At 70.9% G+C, this 20716-nt stretch carries 18 protein-coding genes; 5 read left to right on the forward strand and 13 right to left on the reverse strand.

What is annotated here, in order from left to right:
- On the forward strand, positions 1-1237 hold a 1237-nt coding region (locus ABD747_RS00085; RefSeq protein WP_344801022.1), incomplete at its 5' end, for a DUF58 domain-containing protein.
- 4 nt (positions 1238-1241) lie between these two features.
- On the opposite strand, the gene ABD747_RS00090 is transcribed toward ABD747_RS00085, so the two are convergent.
- From ABD747_RS00090 to ABD747_RS00105, 4 genes are read right to left on the reverse strand one after another with little or no spacing between them, the layout of a single operon-like run.
- Positions 1242-2246 carry an aldo/keto reductase gene (locus ABD747_RS00090; RefSeq protein WP_344801023.1) on the reverse strand — a complete coding sequence of 335 codons (1005 nt, stop codon included), beginning with the start codon at positions 2244-2246 and terminating at the stop codon, positions 1242-1244.
- A gap of 48 nt (positions 2247-2294) precedes the next feature.
- Complete coding sequence (locus ABD747_RS00095) at positions 2295-3566, reverse strand: alpha-L-fucosidase (protein ID WP_344801024.1); 1272 nt, start codon at positions 3564-3566, stop codon at positions 2295-2297.
- A gap of 16 nt (positions 3567-3582) precedes the next feature.
- Positions 3583-4923: an enolase C-terminal domain-like protein gene (locus tag ABD747_RS00100; protein ID WP_344801025.1), complete on the reverse strand. Its 1341-nt coding sequence runs from the start codon at positions 4921-4923 to the stop codon at positions 3583-3585.
- A 19-nt stretch (positions 4924-4942) separates the two neighbouring features.
- Positions 4943-6460, reverse strand: coding sequence for an alpha-L-fucosidase (locus tag ABD747_RS00105; RefSeq protein ID WP_344801026.1), 1518 nt, complete (start codon positions 6458-6460; stop codon positions 4943-4945).
- A 243-nt stretch (positions 6461-6703) separates the two neighbouring features.
- On the opposite strand from ABD747_RS00105, the gene ABD747_RS00110 reads away from it, so the two are divergent.
- The 4 genes from ABD747_RS00110 (at position 6704) to ABD747_RS00125 (ending at position 10646) form a co-directional block, all read left to right on the forward strand.
- Positions 6704-7966 carry an ABC transporter substrate-binding protein gene (locus ABD747_RS00110; RefSeq protein ID WP_344801027.1) on the forward strand — a complete coding sequence of 421 codons (1263 nt, stop codon included), beginning with the start codon at positions 6704-6706 and terminating at the stop codon, positions 7964-7966.
- 73 nt (positions 7967-8039) lie between these two features.
- Complete coding sequence (locus ABD747_RS00115; protein WP_344801028.1) at positions 8040-8981, forward strand: carbohydrate ABC transporter permease; 942 nt, start codon at positions 8040-8042, stop codon at positions 8979-8981.
- Positions 8971-9873, forward strand: a complete 903-nt coding sequence (locus tag ABD747_RS00120; protein WP_344801029.1) for a carbohydrate ABC transporter permease — start codon at positions 8971-8973, stop codon at positions 9871-9873. Before ABD747_RS00115 ends, ABD747_RS00120 begins: the two co-directional genes overlap by 11 nt.
- A 2-nt stretch (positions 9874-9875) precedes the next feature.
- Positions 9876-10646, forward strand: a complete 771-nt coding sequence (locus tag ABD747_RS00125) for a FadR/GntR family transcriptional regulator (RefSeq protein WP_344801030.1) — start codon at positions 9876-9878, stop codon at positions 10644-10646.
- 33 nt (positions 10647-10679) lie between these two features.
- On the opposite strand, the gene ABD747_RS00130 is transcribed toward ABD747_RS00125, so the two are convergent.
- The 9 genes from ABD747_RS00130 to ABD747_RS00170 all read right to left on the reverse strand — a co-directional run.
- A complete protein-coding gene (locus ABD747_RS00130; RefSeq protein ID WP_344801031.1) occupies positions 10680-11243 on the reverse strand; it encodes a YqgE/AlgH family protein in 564 nt (187 codons plus the stop codon).
- Between the two features lie 10 nt (positions 11244-11253).
- Positions 11254-11613 carry a VanZ family protein gene (locus ABD747_RS00135; protein ID WP_425562454.1) on the reverse strand — a complete coding sequence of 120 codons (360 nt, stop codon included), beginning with the start codon at positions 11611-11613 and terminating at the stop codon, positions 11254-11256.
- 65 nt (positions 11614-11678) lie between these two features.
- On the reverse strand, positions 11679-13100 hold the full coding sequence (locus tag ABD747_RS00140; RefSeq protein WP_344801032.1) for an NAD-dependent malic enzyme: 1422 nt from the start codon (positions 13098-13100) through the stop codon (positions 11679-11681).
- Positions 13101-13210: 110 nt separating this feature from the next.
- Positions 13211-14719, reverse strand: coding sequence for a flotillin family protein (locus tag ABD747_RS00145; protein ID WP_344801033.1), 1509 nt, complete (start codon positions 14717-14719; stop codon positions 13211-13213).
- 88 nt (positions 14720-14807) lie between these two features.
- A complete protein-coding gene (locus tag ABD747_RS00150; protein WP_344801034.1) occupies positions 14808-15302 on the reverse strand; it encodes a hypothetical protein in 495 nt (164 codons plus the stop codon).
- Positions 15303-15386: 84 nt separating this feature from the next.
- Positions 15387-16562, reverse strand: a complete 1176-nt coding sequence (locus ABD747_RS00155; protein ID WP_344801035.1) for a VWA domain-containing protein — start codon at positions 16560-16562, stop codon at positions 15387-15389.
- Positions 16559-18886 carry a DUF5682 family protein gene (locus tag ABD747_RS00160; RefSeq protein WP_344801036.1) on the reverse strand — a complete coding sequence of 776 codons (2328 nt, stop codon included), beginning with the start codon at positions 18884-18886 and terminating at the stop codon, positions 16559-16561. The genes ABD747_RS00155 and ABD747_RS00160 overlap by 4 nt, the downstream gene beginning before the upstream one ends.
- The gene (locus ABD747_RS00165; protein WP_344801037.1) at positions 18883-20001 is read right to left on the reverse strand and encodes an ATP-binding protein; all 1119 of its coding nucleotides are present in this window, start codon (positions 19999-20001) and stop codon (positions 18883-18885) included. Before ABD747_RS00165 ends, ABD747_RS00160 begins: the two co-directional genes overlap by 4 nt.
- A gap of 15 nt (positions 20002-20016) precedes the next feature.
- Positions 20017-20716: DUF5691 domain-containing protein (locus tag ABD747_RS00170; protein ID WP_344801038.1), on the reverse strand; the 700-nt coding region annotated here is incomplete at its 5' end.

Genomic DNA, 20716 nt, shown 5'->3' on the forward strand with positions numbered 1-20716 from the left:
CGCCGGCGCCGGCTGGTGGGCACCGCCGATCGCGACCGCGATCCTGGCGGTCGTCATCGGCGTCGATCTCGCCCTCTGCCCGTCGCCGGCGGCGGTGAGCGCGAGGCGCGGCGGGGACACCTCGGTCAGGCTGGGCGACGAGGCGGCCGGAACGCTGCTGCTGACCAACACCGGCCCGCGCCGGCTGCGGGGCGTGGTGCGGAACGCGTGGACCCCCTCGGCCGGCGCCCGCGGCGGGGTCCAGCCGATCGACCTGCCCCCACGCCAGCGCCGGCTCACCTCGATCACCCTCCGCCCCCGAAGGCGTGGCGACCTGCCGGCCGGTCCGGTGGTGATCCGCGCGCTGGGCCCGCTCGGCGTGGCCGGCCGGCAACGTCGTCACCGCGCGCCGTGGAAGCTGCGGGCACTGCCGCCGTTCGAGAGCCGCAAACACCTGCCGAGCCGGCTCGCCCGGCTCCGCGAGCTGGACGGCCGGGCGAGCATCCTGCAGCGCGGCCAGGGGACGGAGTTCGACAGCCTGCGGGAGTACGTCCCCGGCGACGACGTGCGCTCGATCGACTGGCGCGGCACGGCCCGCTCCAGCACGGTGGTCGTGCGGACCTGGCGGCCCGAGCGCGACCGGCATGTGCTGATCGTGCTCGACACCGGACGTACCTCCGCGGGTCGGGTTGGCGACCAGCCGAGGCTCGACCACGCGATGGACGCCGCCCTGCTGCTGGCCGTACTGGCCTCCCGGGCCGGGGACCGGGTGGACCTGATCGCGGTCGACCGCGAGGTCCGGGCCCGGATCCTGCGGGCGTCGGCCGCCGAGGTGCTGCCCACCTTCGTGAACGCGCTGGCCGACGTGCAGCCGGTGCTGGTCGAGACCGATCACCGGCTGCTCGTCTCGGAGGTGCTGCAGCGGGTGAGCCAGCGCAGCCTGGTCGTGCTGCTCACCGGGCTGGACGCCGCCGCCGTGACCGACGGTCTGGTGCCGGTGCTCGGGCCGGTGCTCCGCCGGCACAAGGTGGTGCTGGCGGCGGTGTCGGACCCGGCGATCGACGTCCTGCGGACCGGCCGTGGCGATGCCGGCGAGGTCTACGCGGCAGCCGCCGCCGAGGTCGACGTCGCCCGCCGCGCGGTGGTCGAACGGACGCTGCGCGATCTGGGCATCTCCGTCGTCCAGGCGCCGCCCGACCGGTTCGCTCCGGCGCTGGCCGACCACTACCTGGCGCTGAAGAAGGCCGGCCAGCTCTGAGGTCTCACCAGGCGTGGGACCACGGAGACCGGCCCGGTCCGATCCGGCGTCCGGCGTTGATGTCGAAGATCTGATCGAGCCTGCCCATCGCGTCGGCGTCCAGCTTCAGTCCGGCCGCCCGGTCCAGCCCGGCCAGCTGGTCGACCGTGCGGATGCCGACGATGGCCGAGCTCACCGCCGGATGCTGCAGCACCCAGGCGGTCGCCACCACGTGCTCGGGCTCGCCGATCTCCCCGCACAGGGCCGAGAAGTCACGGAACTGGCTGTTGTCGGGGCCGATCCGGATGCCGTACTCCTCCTCCACCTGGCGGGTTCGCGAGCCGTCGAGCGATGCCGTCTTGCCGGTCAGCAGGCCACCCGCGACCGGCATGTAGACGATCACCCCGATGCCGAAGTCCTGCGCCGCCGGCAGCACCTCCAGCTCCGGCAGCCGGCTGAGCAGGTTGTACTGCGTCTGCTCGGACACGAACCCGACGAACCCGCGCTGCCAGGCCTGCGACTGGGCCTTCGCCAGCCCCCAACCGGAGAAGTTGCTCGACCCGGCATAGAGCACGTCGCCGGCGGTCACGATCCGCTCGTACGTCCCCCAGAACTCCTCGGCCGACACCTGCTCGTCGATGTGATGGGTCTGGTAGAGGTCGATCCGGTCCGTTTGCAGCCGGCGCAGCGAGTCGGCGAGGTGCTTGCGGACCTTGTACGCGGAGAAGCCGCGCTCGTCCGCCGCCACCCCGAGGTCGCCCATCGGGTTGTAGACCTTGGTCGCCAGCACGATGTCGTCGCGAACCCCCGGCCGGGACGCCAGCCAGCTGCCGATGATCTCCTCGGACCTGCCGCGCCCAGCCTCACCGCCGTAGACGTTCGCGGTGTCGACGAAGTTGATGCCCAGCTCCAGCGCGGCGTCCAAAATCGCGTGCGACTCCTCCTCGGTGGCGCGCGGCCCGAAGTGCATCGTGCCCAGGCAGATCTTGCTGACGGTCATCGCCGACCGCCCCAGTTTCGTGTACTCCATCCGATCCCTTTCCTCGTTCTCTTTTCTCGTTCGCGACCTGTCCGGCAGTCAGTGCTTTCCGAACAGCACCGCCACCGGGCCGTCGGTTCCCTCGCCGAGGAATCGGACGGCCTGCTCGCCCGCGTTCGGGTGGCGGTGCGCCGGCAACGTCGTCCTCGGCCCGTCCACGAAGGCGACCAGGTGGTCGCCGGTCTCCAGCCAACGTACCCACGGCTCGTCCGACGACTCGGCCACCTCCGGCGGCACCGGAACACCGTGCGCCAGCAGGTCGCCGACCTGGGCCGTCCACCGGCCGAGCGAGCGCAGCGACGCCTGCTGGATCGGGGGAATCTCACCAGCCGCGGTCGGGCCGACGTTCAGCAGCAGCCGCCCGCCGCGGGAGACGACATCGGTCAGATGCCGGGCCAGCTGGCCACCGGACAGGATCTGGCGCTCGTCCTCGACCTGGTTGTAGCCGAACGAGAAGCCGATTCCGCGGCAGTTCTCCCAGGCGCTCTCGGACTCCTTCTCCAGCCCGTGCTCGTACTCGCTGGTCGCGTAGTCGGCGAATCCGATGCCCCAGCGGTCGTTGACCACGCCCTCGGGGTTGCCGGCGTAGAAGTCGGCGAACAGCTCGTGCAGCGACCAGGCCCCGGTCCGCTTGGCCGCATCCGGCCAGTTGATGTCGTTCCATAACACGTCGGGGCGATAGCGCTCGATCAGGTCGCGGACGTGCAGCATCGCGTAGGCGTTATAGGCCTCGTCCCGCGGTCGGACCTGCGACACCTCCCGGCCGCTCGTCAGCGGCGGGTAGTCGGTGACGTGCCAGTCGAGCCCGCCGGAGTAGTACACCCCGAACCTGAGCCCGGCGGCTCGCACCGCCTCGGCGATCTCGGCGACGAGGTCCCGCCGCGGACCGCGGTGCACGGTGTTGCGGGTGCCGGTCGCCGGTGCGTCCCAGAGCGCGATGCCGTCGTGGTGTTTGGTGGTGGGGATGACGTACGAGGCGCCGGCCTCGGCGAACAGGCTCGCCCAGCCGGCGGGGTCGAACCGCTCCGCCCGCCAGGCGTCCAGGAAGTCGTCGTACGGCGCGTCGCCGTAGGTCTCGCGGTGGTGCGCCGCGGCCGGGCTGCCGGCGATCCTGATGGTGTTGGCGTACCACTCGGCGTAGGCGTTGTGGGTGAACCACTCGTCGTCGGGTACGGCGCCGAGCGCGCCGGTCGGCTCGGCCCAGGCCGGCACCGAGTAGGCGCCCCAGTGGACGAAGATGCCGAGCTTCGCGTGCGCGAACCAGTCCGGCAGCGGGCGTACGAGGTCGGCCCAGATCGACTCGTCCATCATGTCTCCCCTCGTCTGGTCAACCGTCACGCCAGACCGAACCGGTCGGGTAGGTATGGGCGCGGACGCTCTCGGTGATCATCTCCGCACCGCTGCCCGGTGCCAGCGGCGCCCGGTAGCGGCCGCTCTCGATCACCACCGGCGTCGCGAAGTGCTCGTGCAGGTGGTCGACGTACTCCAAATAGCGACCGTCCCAGTCGCCGGACACGGCGACGAAGTCGAACATCGCCAGATGCTGCACCAGCTCGCACAACCCGACACCGCCGGCGTGCGGACAGACCGGCACGCCGAACTTGGCCGCGAGCAGGATGGTGGCGACATTCTCGTTCACCCCGCCGACGCGGCAGGCGTCGATCTGGAGGACGTCCACCGCAGCCGCCTGCAGAAGCTGCTTGAACATGATCGGGTTCGCCACGTGCTCGCCGGTCGCGACCCGGATCGGTGCCACGGCGGCGCGGATCGCCGCGTGGCCGAGGATCTCGTCCGGCATCGTCGGCTCCTCGATCCAGTACGGGTCGAACGGAGCGAGCTCGGTGATCCAGGCGATCGCCTCGGGCACGCCCCAGACCTGGTTCGCGTCGATGGCGATCGCCGTCCCCGGGCCCACCGCCGCGCGGGCGACGCCGAAGCGGCGGACGTCCTCGGCCGGGTCGGCGCCCACCTTGAGCTTGATCAGCTCGAAGCCGTCGTCGACGGCCTCCGCGCACAACCGGGCCAGCTTGGCGTCGTCGTAGCCGAGCCAGCCCGGCGTGGTGGTGTAGGCGGGCTGGCCGCGTTCGAGCAACATCGCGACCCGCTCCGGCTTGCCGGGCTCGGCGGCCCGCAGGATCGCCAGCGCCTCCTCCTCGGTGAGCGCGTCGCGGAGGTAGCGGAAGTCGACCAGGGCCACGATCTGCTCGGGGCTCAGGTCGGCGAGCAGCCGCCACAGCGGCTTGCCGGCGCGCCGCGCGGCGATGTCCCAGACCGCGTTGACCACGGCTCCGGCCGCCATGTGGATCGCGCCCTTCTCCGGGCCGAGCCAGCGCAGCTGGCTGTCGCCGATCAGCCGGCGCGCGAACGCTCGGGTGTCGGCGACGGCCTCCTCGATCGACACCCCGACGACCAGGGGCTCGAACGCCTTGATCGCGGCGGCCTGGACGTCGTTGCCGCGACCGACCGTGAACACCATCGCGTAGCCGGTCTCGCCGGCATCGGTGGTCAGGATCAGATAGGCGGCGGAGTAGTCGGGAAACGGGTTCATCGCGTCCGAGCCGTCGCGCTCCAGCGACGTCCGGAACCTGACGTCGTGCACCTCCAGCCTGGCGATCCGGTCCACCCCGGGCGAGGCGACACCCGCGGTCGCGACCGTGGTTTGACTCATGCCGCCTCCTTCACCTGCCTCAGTTCCGCACCTCGTACTTGCGGGCGTCCGGGATCCGATCCTGCGGGGTGATCTTCAGCACCGGCAGCAGCGAGTCCGGACCCGCCGGCGGGATCACCGCGCGCAGACCGTCAGCGGACTGGCTGAACTCGAGCTGGCCGGGACTGCCGAGCAGTTCCACCGTGGCGACCGCCGGACCACCCGCGTCCGGACCGGCGAGGCTGGTGATCGCCACCCGGCCGTCGGCCGGCCAGCGCAGCAGCGTCGCGTAGACCACGTCCGCACGGGCGGTGAAGCGGACGTCGGCGGCGGTGAAGTCGACCCGGCTCTCGTCGCTGAGGAAGCTGTCGGCGACCTGGGTCGGACCTTCGCCGGTGACGACGTACGACCGGGTGCCGTAGACCGCCTCGCCGTTGGTCGAGAGCCAGTCGCCGATCCGGTGCAGCAGGGCGACCTCCTCGGCCTCGAACGACCCGTCGGGCCGCGGGCCGACGTTCAGCAGCAGGGCGCCGTTCTTGGCCACCACGTCCATCAGGTCGCCGAGGATCACCCGGACGTCCTTGTAGCGCTGGCCCTCGATCCAGCCCCAGGACGACACGGCGACCGACGTGTCGTTCTGCCAGAGCATCGGCCGGGCTCCGGCCTGCTGGCCGCGCTCCACGTCGAACACCGCGGAGCCGGGCGCGAACGCGTCGAACTTGTAGTTGATCGCCACCGGACGCCGGTTGGCGACGCCCCAGTTGTAGTACCAGGCCGCGAACTTGGCCAGCCACGGCTTGAAGACGTCCTGCTCGATCCACCAGTCGAACCAGATCAGCTGTGCCCGGTTGTGCTCGACGATCTCCACCGTGCGGGCGAGCCAGTCCTCCAAGAAGGCGACGCTGGGCCGGATCTCCTCGCGCTGGGCCGGACCGTAGAAGTCCGCGTAGGCCGGATCGCGGACGTCGGAGTCGAACCGCATGCCGCCGTTGAAGAACCACCAGTGCTCCGCCCGGTGGGTGGAGGCGCCGGCGACCATCGACTGCGCCCGAACCGCGTCCGACAGTTCCCCGACGACATCGCGGCGGGGTCCCATCGTGGCGGCGTTCCACCGGCTGAGCGCGGTGTCGTACATGACGAAGCCGTCGTGGTGCTCGGCGACGGGAACCACGAACTGGGCGCCGGCGCGACGGAACAGGGTGGCCCACTCGACCGGGTCGAAGGCGGTGCCGGTGAAGCCGGCGATGAAGTCCTTGTAGCCGAAGCGGTCATGCGGCCCGAACGTGGCGCGGTGATGCTCGAACTGACGGGTGCCGGCGCGATACATCTCGCGCGGATACCACTCGTTGGCGAAGGCCGGCACGCAATAGGGGCCCCAGTGGACGAAGATGCCGAACTTGCCGTCGACGTACCAGTCGGGCACCTGATAGGTGGCCGAGAGCAGGTCCCAGTCCGGCGCGAACGGACCGGCGTCGATGCCCTCGTCGATCCGCCGCAGGATGGCCGCGCGCTCGTCGTCGGCCCCGGACCGCTGCGCCGCCATGGTTGTTCCCCTCATCGAGCGTAGTCATCGGACCTCTGATGACATTGTGCAGTCGGCGATCTCGTCGCACAAGCCCCTCGATGGTCCGCTTTCCTTCCAGCATTGCGATCTGGCCGGTCAAATGAAGAGCAATCCGGGAGAATCATTGACAGCGAGGACAAAGAGAGTGACGATCAGACATACGAGGTCTTGACGCTCAACGCGGTCCGCAGCCCGGGCGCCAAACCCAGACAACGACGTCCGGCGCGAGGAGTGCTGATGCGAATCTCCCGTCTCACCAAGGTGTTGGCGGCGGCGGCCGCAACGATCGTGTTGGCTGCGTGCAGCAACACCAGCGGAAGCAATCCGGGAAGCTCCGGCTCCGGCAGCGGCGGCCCGGTCACGCTGACCTGGTTCATGTGGTCCGGCTCGGACGTGGAGAAGAACGCCTGGCTCCACGTGGCGGACATGGTCACCCAGAAGTACCCGAACATCAAGATCGAGTTCCAGACGGCGCCGTTCAACGACTTCTGGACCAAGCTCACCACCCAGGCCGCGAGTGGGAACGCGCCGTGCGTCATCGGCCTGCAGGGGCAGCGCGCGCCCCAGTTCGGCAATCTGCTCGTGCCCCTGGACGACTACATGAGCAAGGCCGGCGTGAAGGCCAGCGACTACGTGCCCAGCATCACCAAGGGCTTGCAGTACGACGGCAAGCAGGTCGCGCTGCCCTACGACGTCGGGCCGTTCATCATGTTCTACAACAAGGATGCGTTCAAGGCAGCCGGGCTCAAGGAGCCGGCGATCGGCTGGACCACCGACGACTTCATGAACGACGCGAAGGCGCTGAACAAACCGCCGAAATACGCCTACTGGGTGCAGAGCGACATCGGCAACCTGTATCCGTGGGTGCTCAGCTCGTCGGGCAAGACGAACCTGAACGACCAGGGCCAGCTCGACGTCGACAACCCCGAGTGGCACGCCAGCGCGCAGTTCTACACCGACCTGGTCAGCAAGGACAAGCTCGCGCCGCAGATCCCTAGCGCGAACTCCTCCTCGGCGAGCGCCAACCAGTTCCTGTCGGGCAACGCCTTCATGTCCCTCGACGGACCGTGGGACCTGATCAACGCCCGGGCTCAGGCCAAGTTCAAGGTGGGTATCGCGCCGATGCCGGCCGGCGCGGCCGGTTCGAAGACCTGGTCCGACGGCTCCGGCTTCGGTGTGACCAAGGACTGCAAGAACCCGGACGAGGCATTCCAGGCGGTCAGCGTGATGGTGGGGTCGGACGCCGAGAACTATCTCGGTCAGCAGGGCCGGGCCTATCCGGCGCTGATCTCGGCCCAGGACTCCTGGTACAAGGGCAACAACACCGCCGACGTCAAGCCGGTGATGGACGCCGCGCTGGCGAATGCCGTGCCGTACACCACGACGCCGACCTGGCAGCAGGTCGTGACGACCTTCTCCAAGCAGGCCGTGCTCACCTACAACGGGCAGGGCTCGGTCGACGACCTGCTCAGCCAGACCCAGGCAGCCGGAGGCTCGTGACCTGATCATGGAGTGAGCGTGATGCCGGCCCGAACGGCCGGCATCACGCTTTCCCAACCCGAAGGGAGAGCCCATGGCCGTGCCAGTCAACGTCACCGCACCGGGCGCGCCCGGCCGGATCTCTGCCGGCCGAACGGGCGGCCGACGCGGTGACGGGAAGGTCGCGGCCGGGTTCCTGGCCCCCAGCATGCTGGGACTGCTGGCCTTCACTGCCTTCCCGATCATCGCCTCGCTGCTGCTCGGATTCTTCAACTGGCCGGTGATCGGCGACCACACGTTCACCGGCTGGAAGAACTACCAGACCCTGCTGCACAGCAAGGAGTTCCGGACCGCGATCGGCAACACGCTGGTCTTCGTGGTCGCGTACGTCCCCCTCAACATCGTCATCTCCCTCGGTCTCGCCACCTGGATCAGCAGTCCCCGGATCAGGCTGCGCGGGCTGTACCGGACGATCTTCTTCATCCCGGCGGTGACCCCGGTCGTCGCCAACGCGGCGATCTTCTCCCTGATCCTGGCGCCGAACGGCCTGATCGACTCGCTCTGCCAGACCTGGTTCGGATTCCAGGCCCCGAACTTCCTGGGCAACAAGGACTGGGCCATGCCGGCGGTGGTGATGCTGTCGATCTGGCAGGGCTTCGGCTACAACATGCTCGTCTTCTCCGCCGCTCTCGACGCCGTCCCGGCCAGTCTCGTCGAGGCCGCCGCGATCGACGGTGCCAGCCCGATCGCGCGCTATTTCCGGATCGTGCTGCCGCTGATGACGCCGGCGATCTTCTTCGCCGTCGTGCTCACCTTGATCTCGTCGTTCCAGGTCTTCACCCAGGCGTACGTCCTCACCGGCGGCGGACCGGGCAACGCCACCACGACGATGGTGGTCTATCTCTACGAGCAGGGCTTCCAGTTCTACAAGTTGGGTCTGGCCTCGGCGATCGCGTGGGTGCTCTTCGTGATCATCCTGCTGATCACCATCCTCCAGTTCATCGGACAGAAGCGGTGGGTCAACTATGACCAGTGACGTGCAGACCGCAGCGGCCGCCGAACAGTCCATCGTGCGAGGCGGCCGGGTCGGACGCCATCGCCGCCGGCCCGGGACGGTGCGCTCGATCCTCTCCCAGCTCCTGCTCAGCCTGATCGCGCTGCTCTTCTTGGTGCCGATCGTCTGGATGATCGTGTCGGCGCTCAAGCCGAGCGCCGAGGTGTTCACGGTGCCGCCGACGTTGATCGGCTCCGAGGTCAAGTTCAGCAACTTCCCCGAGGCGTGGAACTACCTGCCGTTCGGACGGTTCATCCTCAACACGATCTTCGTCGCGGCGGTCGGCACCGCGATCACCCTGGTTGCCTCGGCGATGGCGGCGTACGCGTTCGCCCGGCTGAACTTCCGCTTCCGCGGCGGCCTGTTCGTGCTCTACCTCAGCACGCTGATCGTGCCGCAGGAGGTGATCGTGATTCCGATGTTCCTGGTGATGCAGAAGCTGGAGTGGGTGAACTCCTACAAGGCGCTGATCCTGCCCTGGGCCTTCACCGCCTTCGGTACGTTCCTGCTGCGTCAGTTCTTCCTCACCATTCCGATCGAGCTCGAGGAGGCCGCCAAGATCGACGGCGCCGGTCACATCCGGATCCTGCGCAGCATCATCGTGCCGATCTCGGCGCCTGCCTTCGCCGTGCTCGCGGTGTTCACGTTCATCAGCTACTGGAACAGCTTCCTCTGGCCGTTGATCATCATCAGCGACACCAGCCGGATGACGGTCCCGCTGGGTCTCCAGCTGTTCCTGGGACAGCAGGGCCAGCGGTGGGAGCTGCTGATGGCGGCCGCTACCATCTCGATGGTGCCGACCGTGATCCTCGTCATCGTGCTGCAGAAGTACCTCGTCCGAGGGATCGCGCTGTCCGGCCTGGGCGGGCGCTGACCATGGTCGCGAAGACCGCCCGGCTGCATCCCCATGGCGTGGGCCGGGGGGGCCGCAAGAGCGTCACGGACGACGCGATCACCAAGATCCGACACATGATCTTGACCGGGCAGCTGGCCCCCGGCGACCGGCTGCCGCCGGAGGCCGATCTCGCCGCCGAGCTCGGCCTGTCGCGGACCTCCCTGCGCGAGTCGGTCCGCGCCCTCACCCTGCTCGGGGTGATCGACACCCGGCAGGGCGACGGTAGCTACATCACCGGCCTCGGCCCGGAGCTGCTGCTCGGGGCGATCGGCCTCGCCGTCGACCTGCAGCGGGAGGAGTCGATGCCCGACCTCGTCGCCGTCCGCCGGATCCTGGAGCCGGCGGCGACCGCCCTGGCCGCGACCCGGATCAGCCCGGAGGCGTTGGCCCGGGTGCGCTCCTTCATCCCCGACGCGGTGGTGCCCGACGAGGTCGGCCGATATGTCGAGCTCGACTGGGAGTTCCACCACGCCATCGCCGACGCATCGGGCAACCCGTTGCTGACTGCCCTGCTCGACGGGCTGGCGGCACCCACGCTGCGGGTCCGGGCCTGGCGCGGGGTGTCGGTCCCCGGCGCGCTGGAACGGACGCTGGACGAGCACCGCGTCATCGCCGACGCGCTGGAGGCCGGCGACGCGGAACTGGCCGCGGCCGCCTCCCGGGTCCACATCGCCGGTGTGGAGAGCTGGATCCGCTCGCTCCAGCCGGGCTGGAGCGTGCTCGCAGCCGAAGAGGTCCACAGCCACCCCTGAGCGACCGGACCGGCCCGTCCCGTCGTCAGCGGCTCAGTTCAGCTCGGGGTCCTCGACCCAGGTGGAGAAGATCGCGAGCTCGGTCGCCTGGCGGCGCAGCACGCTGCGCCAGAGCTCGGTCGGCCGGGTGCCGAAGACGTCGTCGTACGCCGCGGGCAGCACGTGCCACATGCCCTCCTCCAGCTCCGACTGCAGCTGTCCGGGAGCCCAGCCGGCATAACCGGCGAAGATCCGCAGGTCGGCGTACGCACCGCGGACGATCTCGAGCGGGGTGTCCAGGTGGAGCAGCCCGACGTTGTCGAACAGCGGCCGCCAGCCGGGCGGCTCCTCGCCCCGGGCGACCACGCTGGCCAGGCAGATCGCGCCGTTCGGGGAGACCGGGCCGCCGTGGAACAACAGCTTCGGCTCCGACACCGCGGGCACCCAGTCGGGCAGCACCGACTCCAGCTGGGTCTGGGAGATCTCGTTCAGGATCACCCCGAGCGCGCCGTCCTCGTCGAAGTCCAGCACCAGCACCACGGTCTGGTTGAACACACCGTCGGCCAGCAGGATGCTCGCCACCAGCAGATTGCCGGCGGCCGGCTGCCGATCGGTCACCCTCGGGACCTTACCGTCGGTCCGACCGTTTCCTGATCAGCCGGTAGCCGAGCCAGCCGATTGCCACCCCGATCCAGTCGGCGAGCGCATCGCGCGGGTCGCCGGTCCGGTCGACGTAGAACCAGTGCTGGATCAGCTCGGAGACGACCGCGTGCGCGGCGAAGGCGCCGGCCACCAGCCACTGCCAGCGGGCCGAGCGGCGGCCGTACCGGTCCAGGGTGAGCAGGATCAGCAGCACCGGCAGGGCGAAACCGACAGCATGCTCGACCTTGTCGCTGTCGGGCAACCAGGACACCCCCGGCGGCCCGGTCACCCGGTAGAGCCCGTACAGGTGCACGATCACGGCCAGCGCGCTGGCCACGATCAGCAACGGCCCGGACCAGCCTCGCCGGGCGCCGGCCTCGGTCGGGCCGGCGCTCGGCCGCGAGGTGGTGCTCAGAGCGCGACCTCGGTATCGGTCGGCAGGTGCTCGGGACCGCCCGCGGCGCGCCGGACCGCGGCCGCGACCGTGTGGTGCACGTCGGCATGGAACACGCTCGGCGTGATGTAGGAGGCGTTCAGCTCGTCGTCGGTGACCACCGACGCGAGCGCCCGCGCCGCCGCCAGCAGCATCGCCGGGGTGATGTCGGACGAGCGCGCGTCCAGCAGCCCGCGGAACACGCCCGGGAACGCCAGCACGTTGTTGATCTGGTTGGGGAAGTCGCTCCGCCCGGTGGCGACCACCTCGGCGTACTTGATCGCCTCCGCCGGGTCGATCTCCGGCTCGGGATTGGCCAGCGCGAACACGATCGCCCGATCGGCCATTCTCGCCACGTCGCCGGCGTCGATCACCCGCGGCGCGGACACCCCGATGAACACGTCGGCACCGACGATCGCGTCCTTCAAGGTGCCCGCGACATCGAGCTTGTTCGTGTTCTCGGCGAGCCACGCGAGCTCCCCGCTGATCCCCTCGCGGCCCTTGTGTACCACGCCGGAGATGTCGGCCACGACGACGTCGTCGACACCGGCCTCCAGCAGCAACTTGATGATCGCCGTGCCGGCGGCGCCGGCGCCGGACATCACCACGCGTACGTCGCTGATGTCCTTCTCCACCACCCGCAGCGCGTTGTAGAGCGCGGCCAGCACCACGATCGCGGTGCCGTGCTGGTCGTCGTGGAAGACCGGGATGTCGAGCAGCTCGCGCAGCCGGGCCTCGATCTCGAAGCAGCGCGGCGCGGAGATGTCCTCCAGGTTGATCCCGGCGAAGCCGGGGGCGACCGCCTTGACCACGGTGATGATCTCCTCGGTGTCCTGGGTGTCCAGGCACAGCGGCCAGGCGTCGATGTCGCCGAAGCGCTTGAACAGCGCCGCCTTGCCCTCCATCACCGGCAGCGCCGCCTCCGGGCCGATGTTGCCCAGGCCGAGCACGGCCGAGCCGTCGGTGATCACCGCGACCGAGTTGCGCTTCACCGTCAGCCGGCGGGCGTCGTCGGGGTTCTTCGCGATCGCCATGCAGACCCGGGCGACACCGGGGGTGTAGATCATCGACAGGTCGTCGCGGTTGCGGATCGGCTGCTTCGCGTCCATCTGGATCTTGCCGCCGAGGTGCATCAGGAAGGTCCGGTCGGAGACCTTGCCGATCACCACGCCGGGCACCAGCCGCATCGCCTCGACCAGCAGGTCGGCGTGATCGGTGTCCCGGGCGGCACAGGTCACGTCGACCCGGAGCCGCTGGTGGCCGGAGGCGGTCACGTCCAGGGCGGTCACCGCACCTCCGGCGCTCTCGACGGCGTTGGTCAGCTGGCTGACCGCCGGAGCACCGGAGGGGACCTCGAGCCGGACGGTGATGGAGTAGGACACGGAGGGGAGCGCTGTCACGCAGACGATGGTCTCACGGGCCTCTCCGGATAACACCAGTGTGTGAAGTGGTCTTCGTCTCCTCCCGCCGTTCCCACGCGGACCGACGAGACGAGACTCACACCCCGGTGTCAGGCCTCGGGCGTCACATCGACGGCCTTGCCGTTGCCGGAGTAGCGCTGGATCAGACCCTCCAGATCCACCCCGGTGGTGTTCTTGAGCAGCTCCAGCGTCTGGACGACGTTGTTGGTGACCTGCTTGGGCACCTCGCCGGCACCGTCGGTGGAGATCACGGTCAGCTTGTCGATCGAGGCCATCGGGGCCGCGACCTCCTTGGCCAGCCGCGGCAGCACCTCGATCAGCATCTGCAGCACGGCCGCGTCGTTGTAGCGCGCGAATGCCTCGGCCCGCTTGTCCATCGCCTCCGCCTCGGCCTGCCCGCGGGCCAGGATGGCCGACGCCTCCGCGTCGCCCTCGGCCCTGGTCGCCTCCGCGTTCGCGACCCGTCGAGCCTTTTCGGCCTCGCCCCGCCGGGCGCCCTCGATCGCCTCCGCCTCGGCCAGCGCGGACCGCCGGGACTTGTCACCCTCGCCGGTCAGCCGGGCGGTCTCCGCCTCGGCCTCGGCGTTGCGGATCGAGGCGGCCTTGCGCGCCTCGGCCTCCAAGATCGCGGCGTTGCGCCGCGCTTCGGCCTCGGTCTCGACCTTGTAGCGCTGCGCGTCGGCCGGCTTGCGCACCTCGGTGTCGAGCTGGCGTTCCTTCAACGCGGCCTGCCGGACGGCCACCTTCTCCTGCTCCAGCAGGATCGCCTGGTCCCGCTCGGCCTGAGCCAGCGGCCCGGCCGACGCGGCCCGGGCCTGCGCGGCGTCGGTCTCGGACAAGATCTCGGACTGCTTCAGGGCGAGCTCGCGCTGCCGGACCGCGATGTTCTGCTCGGCCTCGATCTTGGCCTGCTGCGCGGTCTGCAGGGCGTTCGCCTCGGCGACGGCGGCGAGCTGCTGGACCCGGGCCCGCTCCGGGCGGCCCAGGTCGGTGAGATAGCTGCCGTCGTCGGTGATGTCCTGGATCTGGAAGGTGTCCAGCACCAGCCCCTGACCGGTCAGCGACGACTCCGACTCGTCGGCCACCCGCTGGGCGAAGGCGGCCCGGTCCCGGATGATCTGCTCCACCGACAGCGAGCCGACGATCGAGCGCAACGATCCGGCCAGCGTCTCCTGGGTGAACGTCTCGACCTCGGTCTGCTGGGAGAGGAAGCGCTGGGCGGCCGCCCGGATCGAGTCCTCGTTGCCGCCGACCTTGACGATGGCGACCCCGTCGACGTTCAGCTTGACCCCGTGGCCGGAGACCGCGCCCTTGATCTGGACCATGATCCGGCGGCTGGACAGGTCGAGCACGTGCAGCTTCTGCACCAGCGGCACCACGAACACGCCGCCGCCCATCACCACCTTCTGGCCGGACAGGTCGGTCGACATCAGCCCGGTCTCGGGGTTCTTCACCTCCCGGCTGCGCTTGCGGCCGGTGACGATGAACGCCTCGTTCGGGCCCGCCACCTTGTAGCGCGAGGTGATCAGCAGCACCAGCAGCACGACCAGGACGACCAGGCCGACGATGGCGATCAGGGTAGGACTGAAGAAGTCCATCTGGGCAGTTTCCTTTCGTTTCCTCGGACTTGTCAGGTTCTCAGCGCGCTATAGCGCGCTGAGAACCTGACAAGTCCGCGTTTGCGGGTCAGAGCATCCGTGGGGTGACGCTGACCGAGGTCGGCGACAGCACTGCGTCGACGATCACGGCGTGCCCGCTCGGCACCGGCTCGGCGCAGCGGGCATTCAGCTTGGTCAGGTGGCCGGCCACGACGACGCTGATCTCGCCGTAGCCCTGCTCGGGAATGGCGCTGATCACGGTCCCGGTCAGCCCGACCAGTGCGGCGCTGCGGACCGTGCTGTCGTCGCCGCGCTGGAGTTCGCGGGTCCCCCAGGCGGCGAGCGCGCCGAAGCCGATCCCGGCGACGAGCCCGACGAGAACGGCGACCAGGGTGCTGTCGGTCAGCCCGAGGGCGAGTGCGCCCGCGAAGCCGAAGGCGCCGAGGAAGCCGGCGACGGCGCCGGTCACCCAGTCGGCGCCGATCCCGATGCTGTCCAGCGCGCCGCCCAGCGCGTCACCGACGATGACGGCGATCAGCAACAGCACGATGCCGATCCCGCCGATGATCAGGAACGCCAGCATGGGTGTCGTCTTTCTACCCGCGCGGTATTGGTCCGGGCGGGAATTCTCGCGGAGGGAAAAGCGACAGTCTATGCGGCCGTCGGGTCAGCGCCCGCGATCCTGCTGCGCCGCCGCCCACTGCCCGACGTCGCCGCCGGCGATGGCGACCGCCAGCAGGTCCGGGAAGGCGTCCGGGGTGCAGGCGAAGCTCGGCACGCCCAGCTCGACCAGCGCGGCCGCCAGCTCGTGGTCGTAGGCCGGCGCACCGGCGTCCGACAGCGCCAGCAGCGAGATCACCCGGACGCCCGCACCGACCAGCTCGTTCACCCGGCGGAGCAGCTCGTCGGCGACGCCGCCCTCGTACAGGTCGGAGATCAGCACGAAGATCGTCTCGCTCGGCCGCTCGACCAGGCTGGCGCAGTAGCCGACCGCGCGGTTGATGTCGGTGCCACCGCCGAGCTGGCAGCCGAACAGCACCTCGACCGGATCGGCCAGCCGGTCCGACAGGTCGACGACCGCGGTGTCGAAGGCGAACAGCGACGTCTTCACCGTCCGCATCGAGGCAAGGACGGCGGCGAACACGGAGGCATAGACGATCGACTCCGCCATCGAGCCCGACTGGTCGATCGCGACGATCATCTCCGCCGCCAGCCCGCGCGAGCTGCGCGCCCGGCCGACCAGCCGCTGCGGCACCACCGTCTTGTGCTCGGGCAGGTAGTGGTCGAGGTTGCGGCCGATGGTGGCGCCGAGGTCGACGTCGGACCAGCGCGGCCGGCGGGTCCGGCTGGCCCGGTTCAGCGCGCCGGAGACGGCCGACCGGGTCCGCTCGGCGACCCGGCGCTCGATCTCGTCGACCACCGAGCGGACCACCGCGCGGGCGGTGGACCGGGTCGTCTCCGGCATCACCTGGTTGAGCCCGACCAGCGTCCCGACGAGGTGCACGTCGGGCTGGATGGAGCTGAGCAGCTCCGGCTCGAGCAGCATCGAGGTCAGGTTGAGCCGTTCGACCGCGTCGCGCTGCATCACCTGGACGACGCTGGTCGGGAAGTACGTCCGGATGTCGCCGAGCCAGCGGGCCACCCGCGGAGCCGATGCGCCGAGACTGCCGGACCGCTGCTGCGGCCGGCCGTCACGCCCGCCGCCGGGCCCCTCCTCCTCGTACAGCGCGGCCAAGGCCCGGTCCATCCCCTGCTGCTCCGCGGACAGCCCGGCGTCCAGCGCCTCCTCCGCCGGTTCGCCCAGCAGCAGCCGCCAGCGCTGGTCCCGCTCGGAGCCGCTCACGTGCCCTGAGCCCGTCGAAGGGCACCCGCGGCACTGCCGAGGATCAGCGCGACGGTCGCGAGCGCCGGCCCGGCCAGCGCCAGGTCCAGGTCCTCCTCGACCGTCCGCCTCCGCGCGGCCCGGCGCAGGCCGTCGACCCGATCAGCGATCGTCCTCCGCTCCGGTGCGCTGAACCCGGCGAACGTGCGACGGACCAGCGGCAGTACGTCGGTGAACTCCTGCTCGTCCAGCTCGTCCACCCACCGGTCGAGCAGCTCCAGCAGCTCGGCGTCGTGGATCAGCAGCAGCGCGCCGTCGGAGAAGAAGCCGTCCACCCAGGCCGCCTTGTCGGCGGCCGGCGCGCCGTAGGACAGCGCCCGGTGCACCCGCGCCGGCGCGTCGGTCAGCACCTCGGCGTCGGTCAGCACCCGGACCACCCGGCCGAGCAGGGCGCCGTGCACGTCGCGGCGCTCGACCCAGCCGGCCAGCATGTCCAGCCAGCGACGGCGCAACGACGTCGCGCCGTCGGGCGGCGCCTGCGGCTCGATCAGCCCGATCGAGCCGTGCACGGCGTCGACCCGGCGCCGCATCAGCCGGGCGTTGTCCTCGTCCAGCCCGGTGACGGCGGCGGGCAGCGCGGCGCAGATCCGGACCAGCAGGGTCCGGCTCACCGCCGCCAGCGCGGACGTGTCGGTGCCGCGGACGTCGCCGTAGCGCTGAGCCCGGGCCAGCGGCGGCAGCGCGTCCATCAGGTGCACCACGTCCACGTCGAGCGCGGCCTTGGCCGCCAGGGTGGCGAGCAGCTCCGCCAGCGCCGCGGGCAGGTCGGCTCGCAGGCAGCGTTCGGCGGCCTGGGTCAGCTCGACCAGACTGCCCTCGGCGATCGTCTCCAGCAGCCGGGCGGTCGCGGCGGTCTCCACTGTCGTGCCGTACGCCGCCGCCTCCACGATCGCCAGCGACAGCTCCGGCCGCCAGACCGACTGCCAGGTCTCCCGGAACGTTCCGCGGCTGGCGACGTCGCTCTCGGCGGGCTGGATCCAGTCCAGGCCGAGCACCCGCAGCCGGTGGAACAGCACCGACCGCTCCTGGTCGTACGCCTTGCGCAGGTCGAGGTCGTGCAGCGTCGGCGTGGTGTCGCGCCGGATCCGCAGCCGCCGGCAGCGAGCGATCAGGTCCGCCTCCAGCGGCACGGTCGGTACGTCGGGGTCGACGCTGCCGAGCGCCTGGCCGACGACCAGTTCGTCGGTGATCAGCCGGACGGCGAGCTCGTCGCCGTCGCACAGGACGGCCCGGGTGGCGTCGGTGACCTCGGCCAGACCGGCCAGCGGCCGCCCACGCAGCACCGCCAGCGTCTCGGCCAGCCGGACGGCCTCGATCACGTGCGCGCTGGACACCACCACGTCCCGGCCGCGCAGGGTGCCGGCGACCCGGGTCAGCCACCGGGTGATCGGCCGGTCCTCGGCGGTCCACAGGTGGTGGTACCAGCCGGGCGAGGCAATGCCGGCGCCGTACCCGCTGGCGTAGGCGAGCCGGGCGTGCGTCCAGGGCACCCAGGTGGTGGTCACCTTGCGCCTCGGCATGCCGCGGAGCAGCTTCGCGTCGGCCGCCGCGGGCGGCAGCGGGCCGGCGAGCACCGGCGCGTGCCAGGCGCCGCACACCACCGCGATCCGTTCCCGGCCGGCCTTGATCGCGGCCCGGATCCGTTGCCGCATGTACGCCTCCCGCCGCGCCTCCACCCCGGCCTCGGCGGGATCGACCGGGGGTAGCTGGGACCGCAACTCCCCCATCGCCTCGGTCAGGGCCGGGAACGGGCCCCGGCCGGTCGACCCGAGGTCGTCGCGGCGCGCCTCGATCACGTCGTCCCACCAGCGCTCCGCGTCGTCGTACCCCGCGGCGGCGGCCAGCGCTGCCAGCGGGTCGCGCCGAGCCAGCGCGCGCTGCGGATCCTCATCCAGCAGGTCGGTCTGCTCGCCGTCGGACCCATCGCCGTCGGGCCCATCGCCGTCAGACCCGGGTCGGGCGAACCGGGCCACCAGCGCGTTCGCGGCCGGCAGGTCGCAGAACCCGACGTCGACCTGGTTGCGCAGCGCCCAGGTCAGCGACTGCCACTCCGGCGAGAACACCGCGAACGGCCAGAAGGCGGCCAGGCTCGGCTTGTCCGGCGCGTAGGCGAGCAGCGCGACCGGCGGCACCGTGTCCTCCGACGCCGCCCAGCGGATCACCGGGTCGGCATCGGCCGGACCCTCGATCAGCACCTGATCGGGCTGATACGCGTCGAGCGCCGCCACCAGCGACCGGGCCGACCCCGGACCGTGGTGCCGGATCCCGTACACCTCGAGGGTCACGACACCTCCCGGCAGGCGCTGTAGAACTCTCCCCAGCCGGACCGGTTGCGGACTACCAGCTCGAGGTATTCGGTCCAGGCGACCGCGTCGGCCACCGGGTCCTTGACGATGGCACCGACCATCCCGGCGGCGACGTCGTCCGGCCGCAGCCGGCCGTCGCCGAAGTGCACGCTGAGCGCCAGCCCGCTGGTGATCACCGAGATCGCCTCCGCCGCGGACAGCGTGCCGGACGGGCTCTTGACCGTGGTCCGGCCGTCGCCGGTCACGCCCGAGCGGAGCTCCCGGAAGACCGTCACCACCCGCCGGATCTCGTCGTCCGCCGCCGGCACGTCAGGCAGCTCCAGGCTGGCGGACAGCTCGGCCACCCGGGTGCTGACGATCCGCACCTCGTCCTCGGGGTCGGCGGGCAGCGGCAGCACGACGGTGTTGAACCGCCGGCGCAGCGCTGAGGACAGCTCGTTGACGCCCTTGTCCCGGTCGTTCGCGGTGGCGATCACGTTGAAGCCCTTGAGCGCCTGGACCTCGGTGCCGAGCTCGGGAATCGGCAGCACCTTCTCCGACAGCACCGTGATCAGGGCATCCTGGACGTCGCTGACGATCCGGGTCAGCTCCTCGAGCCGGGCGATCCGGCCCTCCCGCATGGCCGTCATCACCGGTGACGGGACCAGCGCGGCCTCGGTCGGGCCCTCGGCCAGCAGCCGGGCGTAGTTCCAGCCGTAGCGGATCGCCTCCTCCTGCGTGCCGGACGTGCCCTGGACGAGCAGCGTGGAGGAGCCGGAGATCGCCGCGGCCAGGTGTTCCGACACCCACGACTTTGCGGTGCCCGGGACGCCGAGCAGCAACAGTCCCCGGTCGGTCGCCAGGGTCGCGACGGCGACCTCGATCAGCCGCCGGGAGCCGATGTACTTCGGCGCGATCGCGGTCCCGTCCGCCAGCTCGCCGCCCATCAGATAGGTCACCACGGCCCACGGCGACAGCCGCCACTGCGGCGGGCGCGGCCGGTCGTCGTGCCGGGCCAGCGCGGCCAGCTCGGCGGCGTACGCCTGCTCGGCGTGCGGGCGCAGCCGCGCGTCGAGGTCGCGACCGGCATCGCGCCGCGTGGTCGGGTCGGTCATCGTGCTCCTGGTCGCTCAGACGGGCGGGATGGTGATCTTGAAGACGCGTACGGCGTCGGGGTCGAAGGCTCGGTCGATCTCGATCCGGTCGAAGCCGGTCCGCTCGATCTCGACGAACAGGCTGCGAACGCCGCGGCGCTGCGCCGGGGTGAGCTGCGGCAGTTCCAGGAAGCGCGCCGCCGACCGGTTGAGCTCCGCATATTGCGTCGTGGTCAGCCGGGCTCCGATCGCCCGGGCGTACGGCCGCGCGGCGGTGCCCATCCCGCCGCCGACCAGACCGGCGAACGCGGCGTCGAGGAGGTGATCCGGCCACGGATCGGGCACGCTCAGCAGGAGCTGAGGGTCCCTGGCGATCTGGTCCGGACCGGCGGCGGCCACGGCTGCGGCCGCTCTCGCTCGCTCGCCCGTTTCGTCCAGTGCCTCCGCCAGCTTCGCCCAGTCCGGGTTCTGCCGGACGAACCAGCGGCCCCGCGCACCGAGCACGGCCGCCAGCAGCAGCCGGTCGTATACGGTCGAGCGCGATGCCAGCCCGGCCAGCCGGGACCAGTGCTCGGGCGCCGCCCCGCGACCGTGCCGGGCACAGGCCGCGAGCCAGAGGTTGACCGTGCTGCCCTCCGGCCGGCCGAGGAGGCCGTCGAGCAGCTGCCGAGCCGGGTCGGGCGCGGGCAGCAGGGTCTGGGCCGGGACCGCCGTCGCCTCACCCGCCGGCGCAGCC

It is taken from the genome of Microlunatus ginsengisoli (assembly GCF_039537205.1).
In the GTDB taxonomy this organism is placed as follows: Bacteria; Actinomycetota; Actinomycetes; order Propionibacteriales; family Propionibacteriaceae; genus Microlunatus; species Microlunatus ginsengisoli.

Excerpts from the sequence above, each read along its gene's own strand:
- ABD747_RS00100 (WP_344801025.1), bottom strand. The coding sequence starts at position 4,923 with ATGAGTCAAACCACGGTCGCGACCGCGGGTGTCGCCTCGCCCGGGGTG.
- ABD747_RS00115 (WP_344801028.1), top strand. The coding sequence starts at position 8,040 with ATGGCCGTGCCAGTCAACGTCACCGCACCGGGCGCGCCCGGCCGGATC.
- ABD747_RS00150 (WP_344801034.1), bottom strand. The coding sequence starts at position 15,302 with ATGCTGGCGTTCCTGATCATCGGCGGGATCGGCATCGTGCTGTTGCTG.
- ABD747_RS00165 (WP_344801037.1), bottom strand. The coding sequence starts at position 20,001 with ATGACCGACCCGACCACGCGGCGCGATGCCGGTCGCGACCTCGACGCG.
- ABD747_RS00110 (WP_344801027.1), top strand. The coding sequence starts at position 6,704 with ATGCGAATCTCCCGTCTCACCAAGGTGTTGGCGGCGGCGGCCGCAACG.
- ABD747_RS00090 (WP_344801023.1), bottom strand. The coding sequence starts at position 2,246 with ATGGAGTACACGAAACTGGGGCGGTCGGCGATGACCGTCAGCAAGATC.
- ABD747_RS00095 (WP_344801024.1), bottom strand. The coding sequence starts at position 3,566 with ATGATGGACGAGTCGATCTGGGCCGACCTCGTACGCCCGCTGCCGGAC.
- ABD747_RS00120 (WP_344801029.1), top strand. The coding sequence starts at position 8,971 with ATGACCAGTGACGTGCAGACCGCAGCGGCCGCCGAACAGTCCATCGTG.
- ABD747_RS00125 (WP_344801030.1), top strand. The coding sequence starts at position 9,876 with ATGGTCGCGAAGACCGCCCGGCTGCATCCCCATGGCGTGGGCCGGGGG.
- ABD747_RS00105 (WP_344801026.1), bottom strand. The coding sequence starts at position 6,460 with ATGAGGGGAACAACCATGGCGGCGCAGCGGTCCGGGGCCGACGACGAG.
- ABD747_RS00145 (WP_344801033.1), bottom strand. The coding sequence starts at position 14,719 with ATGGACTTCTTCAGTCCTACCCTGATCGCCATCGTCGGCCTGGTCGTC.